Source organism: Streptomyces buecherae, assembly GCF_014295035.1.
Lineage (GTDB): Bacteria > Actinomycetota > Actinomycetes > Streptomycetales > Streptomycetaceae > Streptomyces > Streptomyces youssoufiensis.
In genome coordinates, this window is the sequence record NZ_CP060404.1 from 4,494,307 (window position 1) to 4,506,422 (window position 12,116).

11 protein-coding genes are annotated in these 12,116 nt (G+C 73.2%); 4 read left to right on the forward strand and 7 right to left on the reverse strand.

The window, feature by feature from the left end:
- Window positions 1-23: 23 nt before the first annotated feature.
- The 3 genes from H7H31_RS17330 to H7H31_RS17340 form a co-directional block, all read right to left on the reverse strand.
- Entirely contained in the window at window positions 24-293 is a 270-nt protein-coding gene (locus H7H31_RS17330; RefSeq protein ID WP_187062802.1) for a hypothetical protein, read from the reverse strand.
- Complete coding sequence (locus H7H31_RS17335; RefSeq protein ID WP_176162745.1) at window positions 290-619, reverse strand: ArsR/SmtB family transcription factor; 330 nt, start codon at window positions 617-619, stop codon at window positions 290-292. Before H7H31_RS17335 ends, H7H31_RS17330 begins: the two co-directional genes overlap by 4 nt.
- Before the next feature lie 236 nt (window positions 620-855).
- Complete coding sequence (locus H7H31_RS17340; RefSeq protein WP_187062803.1) at window positions 856-1,749, reverse strand: LysR family transcriptional regulator; 894 nt, start codon at window positions 1,747-1,749, stop codon at window positions 856-858.
- Window positions 1,750-1,828: 79 nt separating this feature from the next.
- On the opposite strand from H7H31_RS17340, the gene H7H31_RS17345 reads away from it, so the two are divergent.
- From H7H31_RS17345 to H7H31_RS17360, 4 genes are all read left to right on the forward strand, one after another.
- The gene (locus H7H31_RS17345; protein WP_187062804.1) at window positions 1,829-2,854 is read left to right on the forward strand and encodes an EamA family transporter; all 1,026 of its coding nucleotides are present in this window, start codon (window positions 1,829-1,831) and stop codon (window positions 2,852-2,854) included.
- 167 nt (window positions 2,855-3,021) lie between these two features.
- Window positions 3,022-3,693 carry an NAD(P)-dependent oxidoreductase gene (locus H7H31_RS17350; RefSeq protein ID WP_187062809.1) on the forward strand — a complete coding sequence of 224 codons (672 nt, stop codon included), beginning with the start codon at window positions 3,022-3,024 and terminating at the stop codon, window positions 3,691-3,693.
- A gap of 441 nt (window positions 3,694-4,134) precedes the next feature.
- Window positions 4,135-4,857, forward strand: a complete 723-nt coding sequence (locus H7H31_RS17355) for a peptidoglycan-binding domain-containing protein (RefSeq protein ID WP_222625255.1) — start codon at window positions 4,135-4,137, stop codon at window positions 4,855-4,857.
- 47 nt (window positions 4,858-4,904) lie between these two features.
- A complete protein-coding gene (locus H7H31_RS17360; RefSeq protein ID WP_187062805.1) occupies window positions 4,905-5,645 on the forward strand; it encodes a C39 family peptidase in 741 nt (246 codons plus the stop codon).
- Here H7H31_RS17360 and H7H31_RS17365 read toward each other — a convergent pair.
- The 4 genes from H7H31_RS17365 to H7H31_RS33995 form a co-directional block, all read right to left on the reverse strand.
- Complete coding sequence (locus H7H31_RS17365) at window positions 5,633-9,076, reverse strand: tetratricopeptide repeat protein (protein ID WP_187062806.1); 3,444 nt, start codon at window positions 9,074-9,076, stop codon at window positions 5,633-5,635. The genes H7H31_RS17360 and H7H31_RS17365 overlap by 13 nt on opposite strands.
- 150 nt (window positions 9,077-9,226) lie before the next feature.
- Complete coding sequence (locus H7H31_RS17370; protein WP_187062807.1) at window positions 9,227-9,571, reverse strand: DUF1036 domain-containing protein; 345 nt, start codon at window positions 9,569-9,571, stop codon at window positions 9,227-9,229.
- A 5-nt stretch (window positions 9,572-9,576) separates the two neighbouring features.
- Window positions 9,577-9,822 (reverse strand): hypothetical protein, encoded by a 246-nt coding sequence (locus H7H31_RS17375; protein WP_187062808.1) that lies wholly within the window; start codon window positions 9,820-9,822, stop codon window positions 9,577-9,579.
- Between the two features lie 253 nt (window positions 9,823-10,075).
- Window positions 10,076-11,551: a bifunctional class I SAM-dependent methyltransferase/N-acetyltransferase gene (locus tag H7H31_RS33995; protein ID WP_232109916.1), complete on the reverse strand. Its 1,476-nt coding sequence runs from the start codon at window positions 11,549-11,551 to the stop codon at window positions 10,076-10,078.
- Between the last annotated feature and the right edge of the window lie 565 nt (window positions 11,552-12,116).

The window sequence follows — 12,116 nt, forward strand, 5'->3', positions numbered from 1 at the left end:
TCCCGGACCTGGGTCGGGGAGGGTTACTCGACGTCCTTGAGCACCCGCTCGATCTTGTCCGTACGGCCCTGGAGGTCGGCCACCTGGCCGCCGATCTGGGCCAGTTGTTGCTCGATCGTCCGCTGCCCGGCGATGGCGGCCTCGGCAATGCGCTGGTACTCGCCCTCGCGGGCGAGCTGGAGCCTGGCCCGCCGGCTCGCCCCGACCTGCCAGATGACCGTGAGGACCACGGTGATGAGCAGGACGAAGATGCCGATGGTCCCTATGACTTCCTGCCATTCGTGGTCGTTCATCCCCGTGGTCCCTTCTCGATGGTCAGCGTCTGGACGACGTCCATGACGTACTCCGGTGTCAGGTGGACCGAGAAAGGACGCACCTCGTAGAACTTCATCGCCTTGCCGTCCTCGGACAGCTCCAACTGGGAGACCACCAGACCGGCGGCCTCCAGCTTCTTCAGGTGGACCTGGAGCAGCGCGCGGCTGATGTCCAGCTCGCGCGCCAGTTGGCTCACGTAGTTCCGCCCGCCCGCGAGCGCCGCGACGACCCGCAGGCGGTGCGGGTTGGACAGGGTGGACAGCACCTGCACCAGGTCGTCGCCGGTCGGCGTGGGGTCTCTCATGTCAACGTCCAGCACATGCAAAGAAACATTAGCAGGAGCCCATGAGCGTGGGCGGGGTCAACTCCGTTGGGGTGAGGCCGCAGTGCCGCTGTCGTGGGCCGCGGCGGCAGTGCTGAGGCGCCGCGGGGGGAGAGACGGCGGGCGGGGCGCGTCCCGCGCGCCGGTCGGCGCGCGCCTCGGGCACCCCGCCCGGTTTCGCCCCCGTCACCCCGTGGAGGTCCGCTCTCCGGCAGAACTCACCCCGTCGGCCCGCGCACCCCGAGCACGTCCAGCAGCGCCCGGGTGGCCGGGCTCGGGTTGAACCGGCTCCAGGCCAGGTACTCCACGCGGCGCGGCCCGTCGACCACCGGGACCAGCGCGAGCGCCGGGTCGTCGGCCGCCAGCGGCCGGATGAACGCGGACGGCAGCAGCGCGATGCCCAGCTCGCGCGCGATCAGCCGGGTGATCAACTCGGCGACGCCGGCCTCGTACGCCACGTCGCGGGCCAGCCCGGCGGCGGCGAACGCCTGGTCGGACTGGGCCCGGGCGGCCGTGCCGGCCACGAAGTCCACGAATGTCTCCCCGGCCACCTCGCGCAGCGTGACCCGCCGGGCCCCGGCGAGCCGGTGCCCGGCCGGCACCACCAACACGTGCTCGTCGTGGTCGAGGACGAGGGAGTCCACGCCGGCCGGGCGCGCGTCCTCCGGCAGGCCGAGGAACGCGACGTCCAGGTCGCCCGCGCGGATCGCGGCCACCAACTCGTCGCTGCCGCCGGCCCGCAGCAGGACCCGCACGTCCGGGTGGCGGGCGCGGAAGCGCTGCAACAGCTCGGGCACGTCCACGGCGGCCGTGGTCACGATCACGCCCACGGCAAGCCGGCCGCGCACCACCCCGGCCGCCGCGGCGGCGTCGGCGACCGCCCGGTCGGCGGCGGCCAGGCACTCCCGCGCCCGCGCGAGGAAGGCCGCCCCGGCGCTGGTCAGCTCCGTACGCCGGCTGGAGCGGGCGAACAGCGTGACCCCCAGCTCCCGCTCCAGGCTGGCGATCCGGTGGCTGAGCGACGACTGCACGACGGAGCAGCGCTCGGCGGCGCGGGTGAAGTTGCGCGTCTCGGCGACGGCGACGACGTACCGCATCTGTTGCAGATCCATCCCACCATGCTGTTGGTTCATAGAAGCCATCGCAACCATGCTTTGCGTGCATGATCCGGCGCGGCCCAGACTTCCCCGCATGGATGCCCTGACCGACCGGTCGCCGGGCCCGCCGCGCGGCCCGTCCGCGCGGCGGGCGGCCACCGTCGCCCTGACCGCGCTCGCGCCCCTGTCCTGGGGCACCACGTACGCCGTGACCACCGAACTCCTCCCGCCGGGCCACCCGTTGTTCGCCGGTCTGCTGCGCGCCCTGCCCGCCGGTCTGCTCGCGCTGGCGATCACCCGGGTGCTGCCGCGCGGGGACTGGTGGTGGAAGGCCGCCGTGCTCGGCGTGCTCAACATCGGCGCGTTGTTCCCGCTGCTGTTCCTGGCGGCCGAGCGCCTGCCCGGCGGGGTCGCCGCCACCCTCGGCGCCGCCCAGCCGCTCCTCGTCGCGGGCCTGGCCACGGTGGCGCTCGGCGACCGGCCGGGGGCCTGGCGCTGGCTGTGCGGGGTGGCCGGCATGGTCGGCGTCGGGCTCGTCGTGCTCGGGCCGCAGGCCAGGCTCGACGCCGTCGGCGTGCTCGCCGGGCTCGGCGGCACGGCCGCCATGGCCGGCGGCGTCGTCCTCACCAAGCGCTGGGGCCGCCCGGCCGGCGTCGGTCCGCTCACTCTGGCCGGCTGGCAACTCGCGTTCGGCGGAATGCTGTTGCTTCCGCTCACCCTCGCGATCGAGGGCGTGCCGGAACGGATCGACGCCGAGGCCGTCGGCGGCTACCTGTGGCTGGGCAGCATGGGCGGACTGATCGCGTACACGCTGTGGTTCCGTGGCATCGGCCGACTGCCGGTCGGCGCCACGGCGCCGCTGGTGCTGCTGTCCCCGCTGGTCGCGACGGTCATCGGCCTCTTTCTCGGCGAGTCGCTGCGCCCGCTCCAGGCCCTGGGCTTCGCGCTCGCCCTCGCCGCCCTGCTGGCCGCCCAGTTCCCGGCCCCGCACCTCTCCCGCTTCCGCTTCCGTGGCACGGGCCCGAAGGGCCGGGAACGGGTCGCGGCCCCGGAGCCTGCGGCGGCCCCGGCGGCGGCCCCGGAGCCGGGCGCCGTGCTGCCGGGAGCCCCGCCGCGATGACGCCCGACACGACGGCGACGACCACCGGCGCGTCGGCGACGACCCACGCTCACCAGCGCCACCCACACCCGACGGAGGCCCCCCCGATGACGACCAGCCACCCCACACCGCACGCGGCGACGACCGACATCACAAGGGCCCCCGCGCCAACGGAGCAGGACGGCGCCATGACGATCGCCGTACTGGGCGCCACCGGCATGGTCGGCAGCCGGGTGGTGGCCGAGGCGCGGGCGCGCGGGCACCGGGTGCTGGCCCTGGCGCGTAAGCCGACCAGCGACGACCCGTGCGTGACGGCGGTCGCCGTCGACGCGGGCGACCCGCGAGCCCTGCGCGCGGCGCTGACCGGCTCGGCGGCCCGCCTCGCCGCCGACGCGGTCGTGGTGGCCCTGCGCACCGAACCGGTCGACCAGGAGTTCCTGGTCGGGGCCACCCGCGCGGTGCTGGCCATCGCGGGCCCGCTGGGCGTCCCCGTCCTGGTGGTCGGCGGCGCGGGCGCGCTGCGCAGCCCGGCGAACCCCCAACTCCTCGTCGCCGACGACCCCGCGTACGTGCCGCCCGCGATACGGGCCGTCGCCGCCGCCGGAATCGCCCAGTTGCACGCCTGCCGGGCCGACGCGCGTGGCCCGTGGGCGTACCTGTGCCCGCCGGCCCAGCTCAACCCGGGTAAGCGCACCGGTCGTTACCGGCGCGGCACCGACACGCTGCTGACCGACGCCGACGGCGCCTCGTGGATCAGCGTCGAGGACCTGTCCGTCGCGGTCCTCGACGAGGTGGAGAACCCCGGGCCCGAACGCCTCTTCACGGTCGCCGCCGGCCCGGTCGAACCGTCGGCGGGGTGACCGGGGCGGCGGGATCGGGCTGAACGTCGGGCGGGAGCGGAGGGTGCCCCGTCCAACGGGTGGACGACCTGGGTGGCGGCTGAGCGGGCCGGGAGTGGCGCGTGCTGGCACGGCAACTGGCCGGTCAGGCGCGGTCGGTGGCGCGTGTTCGTACGCCGTCGCCGGGTAGGCGAACTACGCGCGTCACGTCCGATGGGTTGCGCCTGACATGCTCATGCCCGCAAGCTGGGCCGGAACGCTGCACACGCGTCCCCCCACCGCGTTGTGTCCGCGCAACGTGCCGTGCGTGCGGCGTCGGTGTGTCGTCCGGACGACTCCGGAGCATCGAGTACGCCCGATGTGACCGGCGATGGCGGACGACGCGGCGCGCGAGCGCGCCCGCGTACGCCCACGTACCGGGCGGGGGATGCCACGACGACCCCGGACGTACGAGGAGTGGCGTTGCGCATCATCCCCACCCGCCCGACGGCGACGACCGCCGCCACCGCCGCGCTGCTGGTCGCCGGCGCCCTGCTCACCACGCCCGGCCTCGCCCAGGCGGCCACGCCGCGCACGGCCCCGCCCCGCGTGTCGGCCTCCGCCGGGGACGCGGCTCCCGGGCAGGCGGCCCCCGGGCACGGCGTGGAGTGGTTCCAGGCCCGGCACGGCCTGCCCCGGACCGGCACGATCGACCGGGCGACCGCGCGGGCGCTGGAGCGGGTGCCCGACGTGGAGGTGCGCCAGACGTTCCGTACGGCCGCCGACCTCGGCCCCGAGGAACTCGCCAACGCGCGGACCGTCATCGGCGTCGGCAAGGGCGCGGGCATCCCCGAACAGGGCCAGGTCATCGCGCTCATGACCGCCATGCAGGAGTCGAAGTTCGTCAACTACCTGGTACCCGTCGACCACGACTCCCTGGGCATCTTCCAGCAGCGCCCCAGCATGGGCTGGGGCACGCCGGAGCAGATCACCGACGTGCCCACCTCGTCCAGGTCCTTCTACGGCGTGGCCCCCTTCGGCAGCAACCCGGGCCTGATCCAGATCGACGGCTGGCAGACGATGCCGCCCGGCGACGTCTGCCAGGCCGTCCAGGTCTCGGCGTTCCCCGACCGGTACGCCCAGTGGGAACGGTTCGCCCGCGACCTGCTCGCCCAGGAGAGCCCCACGGTCCCGCCGATCCCCTGACCCGCGCGTCTTCCTCGTAGGACACCCCCCACACACCAGGAGCCCGCATGCGCAAGAGACTGCTCGCCACGGCCATCGCCACCGCCGCGACCGGCGCCCTCCTCGCCCCCGCCACGACGGCCCAGGCCCGCCCGACACCCCCACAGCACGCGTCAGTGCTCGACGTGCCCGACGTGCCAGACGTGCTCGAACACGGTTCGCGGGCCGGCACGGCGGTCGTCAGCGGCCGGAACGAGCCGGGCACCCGGCTCACCATCGACGGCGTCCACACGGCGAGCGCGCACACCCTCCCGGTCGACTACCAGGTCCAGGAGACGGGTTACTGGTGCGGCCCGGCCGCCACCCGCATCGCCCTCTCGGCCCGCATCGCCGCCCCGAGCCAGGTCGAGTTGGCCACCCAACTCGGCACGACCGAGGCCGGTACGGACCACATCAGCCAGGTGACGGGCGTGCTGAACGCCAACCTCGGCACGGGCTGGTACGCGACCAAGGAGATGCCGAACGACCCGCCCACGCAGGAGCAGAAGGACCTGCTGTGGCGCGACATCGTGCTCGACATCGACAACAACTACCCGCTGGTCACCAACATCGTCGCCCCGCCAGGCAACCAGCCCCCCGGCTACCCGTCGGACCAGACGATCTACCACTACTTCACCGTCATCGGCTACGACGACGCGAACCGCACGGTCCTCATCGCCGACCCGGCGTCCTTCGGCGGCAACCAGGTGTACTGGCTGTCCTTCGACCAACTGGCCAGCCTGGTCCCGCCGAAGGGTTACTCGGCCTGAGGGGTGCCCTTGTCGGGTGACTCGGGCTGAGTGAGGGGTGTGGTGGGTGGTGGCTGGGTGGGGTCACCTGGCTGGGTGAGATCGGCCTCGATGTCGGCCTGGAGGTAGTCGGCCAGGGGCTCCAGGGCGGCTGGAGTGACCTCGGCGATCTCAGCCACCGTCCACAGCGGGGCACCGACTGCCAGTGCCTCGGCCAGCAGGGCGCTGCCGCGTACTGAGTGTCCGTATGCGGCGGCGACAGCGGCTAGAGCCTGTCCCTGGTCGAAGGGATGGCCGGTGATGGAGCGGACGAGGGGGAGCGCATCCTCGGGCTGATCGTTCGCGACCAGTGCCGCGACGATGGCGGCCGCCGCGGCGGCATCGAAGTCCGACCCGCTGGCGTCGCTCAACGCGTCGAGAGCCTGTTGGATGAGTTCGGCGGCATCGGCGCGGCGTCCGTGCACGGCCATGCGACGAGCCACCACCGCCAGGGCCAGTCGCTGTTCGTGGGGGTGGTCGATCGCGCGGACGAGGGCTTCCGCCTCCTCGAACAGCCCAGACGACGCCAGCGCCTGTGCCACAAAGGTCCTGAGCAGGCCTTGCGTGTCCTCGCCCTCCGCGTTGGTGAGCTCGATGGCTCGCCGGAAGAGCGGGGTGGCCTCTTCGGGCCGACCTGCGACGGACAGCGCCTCGGCCACGCGCGCCAGCGCCCTGGCCTGCCAATCGGGGAAGGTGATGGTGCGGGCGATGTCGGCGGCCTTCTCGTACTGCCCGGCCTTGGCCAGCACTTCGACCACGGAAGTCAGCGCCATGCCCCGCTGTGGGTCGGTGGAGATCGCGTGACTGCGCGCGGTGGCCCGTTGCATCAGACCGGCGGCGCGTTCCTTCCAGCCGATGACGAGCCATGCCGTGGCTGCGGCGGTCAGCACATCTACCTGTTGCTGACCGAGAACTATGTCGCATGCCTGACAGGCGAGTGGGTCCGCTCGTATGTGGTGTCCGGGCGGCACCCGCTGCGCGGCGACTGACGCCAGAGCCGAAGCGTGGTGATACGTGTCACTGGGAGCCCGGGCGATGTCGAGCGCCTGTTGGGCCAGTTCCGTCGCTCGTTGTCGTTCACCCGCTGCGGCGCTCGCGCGCGCCACCGCTGCAAGCGCCGCAGCGCGGTGGCGTGCGCCGGTGATGGTGTGGGTGAACCGGATGGCGTCGGCGCAGCGCCCCGCCTTGATCAAAGCCCTGGTAATGAGGAGGAGCGGCAGGGAACGTTGTTTAGGGTCGGGTACGGCGTACGCAGCTACCAGCGCATCTTCGTGGCGGCCCGCCGAGACCAACGCTCCGGCGAGGGCCCCTGTCACCACGTCGTGTTGTTGCTGGCTCGTGAAGGACCGTACGAGGCCGCTCGCTTGCTTGATGAGGCGATTGGCGTCGTCGTACTGCCCCGCGAGGCCCAGTTGAGTCGCGACATGCGCCAAAGTGAGCACCTGGCACAGGGCGTTGGCCGTGGACTCCGCGACGGTGACGGCTAACTGGGTGAGGCGGGCGTCCTGAGCACGTCGCCCCCAGGTGGCCAGGCCCGATGCCAGGAGCACCATCGCCCAATCGCGTCTGCCTGGGTCGTCGCAGTCGGAGCTCAGCTTGAGGGTCTGATCGAGGAGACGGCCGGCGGCATCTCCGTGCCCAACTGCGGACAACGCCTGTGCCACATCAATCATCGCTCCAACCCGCTCCTGTGTGCCAGCGACGCCACGCAACGCCTCAGTCGCCCGCTGGCATAGCTTGCCCGCTATCTCGAACTGCCCTCTCGCGGCCAAGGCCTTGACTATGCGCGAGAGCGTGGCCGTGCGGATGCTGGGCTCGCCGATAGCCTGGGCAGTGGCGCCGATCTGGGCCACGGCATCCGCGTCACTGCTTGCCTGCAACGCGATTCCACCCAGGAGGTAAGGCAGTTCGATCGCCGACCGCCTGTGCCCCGTAGCGGTCAACGCCCGCCGCACCTGCCCCGCCTCGGCCCACATGAGGATCACGTCTGCGGGGACGCTTGCCGCCTTCTCCCACACCTCGTCCCGCCGATGCGCCAACCGCACACACGCCGCAACATCCGGGTTCTCCACCGCCCGGTGCAACCCCATCGCATCCGCGATCTCCGTCAGGGCCTGGCTGTCGGTCCCCGTGGTCTGCCACAGGCGCTCGTGCCGCGCTTGGTCGAGGGCCAGGGCTTCAAGCCGACCGGTGTCCCGCGTCTCACGCAACAACTGCGGGTACCCCGTCAGCGCGTACTCCGAAGTTTCCGGCGGCCACCCCGCCTCCCGCGCCCCCGCCACGTACGCGTGCACTCGAGCGCGCTGCTCGGCCAGCGCGGCCGGGCCCAGGATGTCGCGGGCGCCGTCCAGCAGTTCCTGGTGGGCGAACGAGTACAGGGACACGGGCCGGCCGTCGGCGTCCGTGGCCCACTGGGCGGGGCGGCGTTGGAAGGAGCGGCCGATGACGCCGCCGAGGGCGAGTTCGACGCGGCGGCGCGAGTCGCCCGTCAGCTCGGCCAGGTCGACGGCGCTGAGGCCGCCACCAGACGCGGCCGTCAGGGCCACCAACTCCCGGCCGAGACCCCCCGGTTCCAGCATCGCTTCGAGGCTGCGCTCGGCGTTCTCGCGCATCGCCCGGGCCGCGGGCGAAGTGGCCAGCGGGTGGTCGATGCCCGGGTCCCGCAGGGGGTGGCTACGGGGGACGTCGCTGGGGACCGGCGGGTTGGGCCGGCCGGCGACGATGATCCGCAGCCCCGGCGGCGGGGTGCGGGGGAGCAGGGCGGCGATGCTGTGGCCGCTGCTGCCGGTGCGTACGCCGGTGTCCTCGTCGAGCCCGTCCACGACCAGCACGATCCGTCGCCCGGCCGCGCGCGCTTGCGCCGCCGCGCGCTCCAGTCCGTCCAGGAACGCGCCCTGGGTCGCGCACTCGACGTCGCCCTCCCGCAGGTACTCCCGCAGTTGCCCGCCGAGCGCGTCGAGGAAGGCCGTACGGTCCGCGCGGCCGGCCATCCGCGCGGTGATGAAGAAGGCCAGTACGTCCGCGCCGTCGGGCGGGTTCAGCACGAACTCCGCCATCAGCGCCGTCTTTCCCGTCCACGCGGGCGCCAGCCAGCGCCAGTACCCACCGGCCTCGCCCTCGGGCGCCGTCGCGAACGCGGCCATGGCGGCGAGTTCGTCCGCGCGGCCCTCGAACCGGGGCGCCCGCATCTCGCGCACTTCCAGGAGATAGCCGGAGCGCCACCCCCGGGACCGTTCGCCGACCAGCACATCGCCGTGCACGACCACCTGGCTGCCGTCGCCGGACAGCGCGATGCCCAGATCGCCCGCCGCCGCGACCGACCGGCTGCCCCCGGCCACGGCCGAGCGCACACCGGACGCGGAGTCGGGGCCCTGTCCCGCTGGGGAACGCGAACCGTCAGCGCCCTCGGTCATCCCCCGCCCCCTCGTAGGTCAACTCAGCGGTTGCCGTACGAACTTATCGCCAGGGGCCGGGCACCACATCACCTCCTCGGACCCCGCCGTACCGCGACGCGACGCCGGCGTGGGGAACTCGCGGTCCGGACAACGGAACGGGTTAATGAACTACTGGACCAGACGCAATACCTTGTCGTCGGCTCCGTTGACGTCCAGTTCGCGCATTCCGATATTCATCGAGGGACTGCTCGCCACGTCGGGGCACCAGTCGAACACGGAATGCGGGACGTTCTCCGGAAACGGGCCGCTCCATTTCCGGCCGTCGGTCGCGAAGGCGAACCAGTACCAGTAACGGTTGACGTCGGCGAGGTCCCCGCCGTACGCGACCGCCGAACCGCCGGGCTCGATCACCCACCAGCCCGTTCTGCGCCACGGCTCGGGCCGACATCCGTTGTCGAGGCGTTCGATCATGACGTTGATCTTGGCGGAGTAGCCGTTGAGGAACTTCAGCACGTCACTCACCCCTCAGCTTCCGCCGGCCCGGGGTGTCGGCGCACGGCCGGGCCGCGATTCGAGCTGCGCGCCGCCGGCTCGGCGGCTGCCTCGGCGTGGCCGGAACGCACCTCCGAGACGCCATCGGGCGAATCGGTGGTCTCGGGCGCCGGGGCGGTGTCCGAGGACCGTGCCACCGCCGCCGCGAGCTGTTCGGGGTCCACATCCGTGGTGGGGTCTACTGGGTATTCGTTCGCGGAATGATCATTCATGAGTCCGCTCTCCTTCCGGGGCGCACGCCGCCCCCGAATTCAGCGGCCCCGCAGTCAGATTAGTGACTGGCGGGGAATTGTGCTATGGCCGCAAAGGGCATGGGAAATAGTTAACTTCGTACGTTTTTCCTGCGTCGTCGCGCACGCCGCACGACGCCCAGCGCGCGCGATTCTTCTGCGGCGCGGCGCGGCGCGGCGCCGTGCCGTGCCCGCCGTGCCGACGCGCGGAGCGTCGGCACGGCGGGGGTCGGGATCAGACGCCGAAGGCGGCGGGGTACTGGATGGTGCCGGTCGGGATCGGGTGGGCGGGGTCGAGGGCGAGGGCCATCATGGCCTCGTCCGGAACGTCGAAGGGCGCGCGGATGCCGAAGCGGGAGGCCGGGGTGAAGCCGAACCGCGGGTAGTACTCGGGGTGCCCGAGCACGAGTACGAGGCCCTCGCCCCGCGCGCGGGCCGCGTCGAGCCCCGCCCGGATGGCGGCGGAGCCGGCGCCGGTGCGCTGGGCGGACGGCAGGACGGCGCACGGGCCCAGGGTGAGCGCGGGTGCGCCGTCGACGTGGCAGCGGGTGAGCAGGGCGTGCGCGACGGGGGTGCCGTCGGGCGCCTCGGCGAGCAGGGACAGCCCGTCGATCCACGCCTCGGGGTCGGCGCGCAGCGCGTCGACGATGCCGGCCTCCAGGTCGGTGGGGAAGGCGGCCGTGTTGATCTCGCGGATGGCGGCGACGTCGGCGGTGGTCTCGGGGCGCGTGGTCCAGGAGGTGTTCATGGTCTTCCGGTTCGTGAGGAGGTGCGGGTGGGTGGCGGCGGTCGTCCCCACGGGCGTGGCCGTGGCCCCGGGGCCGGGAGCGCCCGTGGGTGTGCGCCGGGGTGTGCGTGTTGCGGCGTCCGTGGTGCCGGTGCCGATGCCGATGCCGGTGCCCACGCTGGTGCCGGCGCCCGCGTGGGATGCGCTACGGGAGGTGGTGCCGGAGACGGTGGCGGAGGAGATGGGGGCCGGGTGCAGGACGTACCCGGCGTAGTCGTAGTCGCTGCCATGGTGACGCCGCAGGGTGATCTCCGCGCGCGCCGCGGCCAGCGCCTGGCCCATCCCCGGGTGGGCCGGATCGGCGGGGTCGGCCCGGGCGATCCGCTCGCTGAGCGGCGTGTAGTACTCGTTCCACCAGTCGCTCTCCGGCAGCGGCCAGTGGGCGTCCACCCAGTACCCGGCGGCGCGGGCGGCGTCGGCGTTCGCGGCGCTGGTACGCAGCGGGTAGACCGGGTCCCAGAAGGCCCGGGCCTGGGTCGACGGGGCGCTGGTGGTCCACTCGATCTCGGTGACGACGAGGACGCCGCCGGGCGCGAGCAGCCGGCGCCAGGAGCGCAGGGCGGTCTCGAAGCCGACGGTGTAGACCGCGCCCTCCGACCAGATCACGTCGAAGCTGTGATCGGGGAAGGGCAGCCGGTCCATCGAGCGGTTGAGCACCGTGATCCGCTCGTCCAGGCCCCGGCTCACCGCCGCGGCGGTGAGTTCGTCCAGGAAGGGTTGGTGCACGTCGACCGCGGTCACCCGCGCGCCGGCCTCCTCGGCCAGCAGCAGCGCGGCCCGGCCTGGCCCACAGCCGGCGTCGAGCACCCGGGGCCGGCGCCCGGGCAGCGGCCCCGCCAACTCCAGCAGGCGCCGGGTGGTGGCGTCGGAGCCGGGCCCCTGTCGGGGCAGCCCACGGTGGAGGGCGAAGAGCGCCTCGGTCACCGGATCGGGGCCATCGGGACGGCCCGGCGCCTCCGCTCCGCCCCGCGCGCGGGGGCGCGGCCTGGGAGCGGACGGCGGACGCGGCGACGACGGCGAAGCCGGCCATGGCGAGGCAGGCGCGGATGACGAGGGTGGGGAGGAAGAGGGTTGGTCCGAAAAAGGTTGAGGCAACGTAGTGACCCTTGAACGAGGGCCCCGATGCACGCGAACCGTTCGCCCCCAGCAGACCACAGGCCAAAGGCACGTGGGTGGGAGTGGAGAACGTCAGGTCAGACCGGGGCCCGGGACGTGAGGTTGGTCCGGCGGGCACTGCACACGGCAGCGGCCTCTACGGCGACCATCGACTCACCTCCCCCTCTCGTCCCGCAGCCGACCCAGTGGGTGGCCGCGCAGCCAAACGTGACGCGACCGAACGTAGCACGCCCACCCCGACGCCCCCCACCCTCGAAACCAGCCACCCCGACGTCACCCACCCCGGTGCCACCCACCCACCGCTAGAGGCCACCCCCCGGTGCCACCCACCCGGGCGTCACCCACACCACGCGCGCACCCGCACCGCGCCCGC

Bases quoted from the DNA above. Each gene is read 5' to 3' on its own strand.
- H7H31_RS17330 (WP_187062802.1), bottom strand. From the start codon at position 293: ATGAACGACCACGAATGGCAGGAAGTCATAGGGACCATCGGCATCTTC.
- H7H31_RS17335 (WP_176162745.1), bottom strand. From the start codon at position 619: ATGAGAGACCCCACGCCGACCGGCGACGACCTGGTGCAGGTGCTGTCC.
- H7H31_RS17340 (WP_187062803.1), bottom strand. From the start codon at position 1,749: ATGGATCTGCAACAGATGCGGTACGTCGTCGCCGTCGCCGAGACGCGC.
- H7H31_RS17345 (WP_187062804.1), top strand. From the start codon at position 1,829: ATGGATGCCCTGACCGACCGGTCGCCGGGCCCGCCGCGCGGCCCGTCC.
- H7H31_RS17350 (WP_187062809.1), top strand. From the start codon at position 3,022: ATGACGATCGCCGTACTGGGCGCCACCGGCATGGTCGGCAGCCGGGTG.
- H7H31_RS17360 (WP_187062805.1), top strand. From the start codon at position 4,905: ATGCGCAAGAGACTGCTCGCCACGGCCATCGCCACCGCCGCGACCGGC.
- H7H31_RS17365 (WP_187062806.1), bottom strand. From the start codon at position 9,076: ATGACCGAGGGCGCTGACGGTTCGCGTTCCCCAGCGGGACAGGGCCCC.
- H7H31_RS17375 (WP_187062808.1), bottom strand. From the start codon at position 9,822: ATGAATGATCATTCCGCGAACGAATACCCAGTAGACCCCACCACGGAT.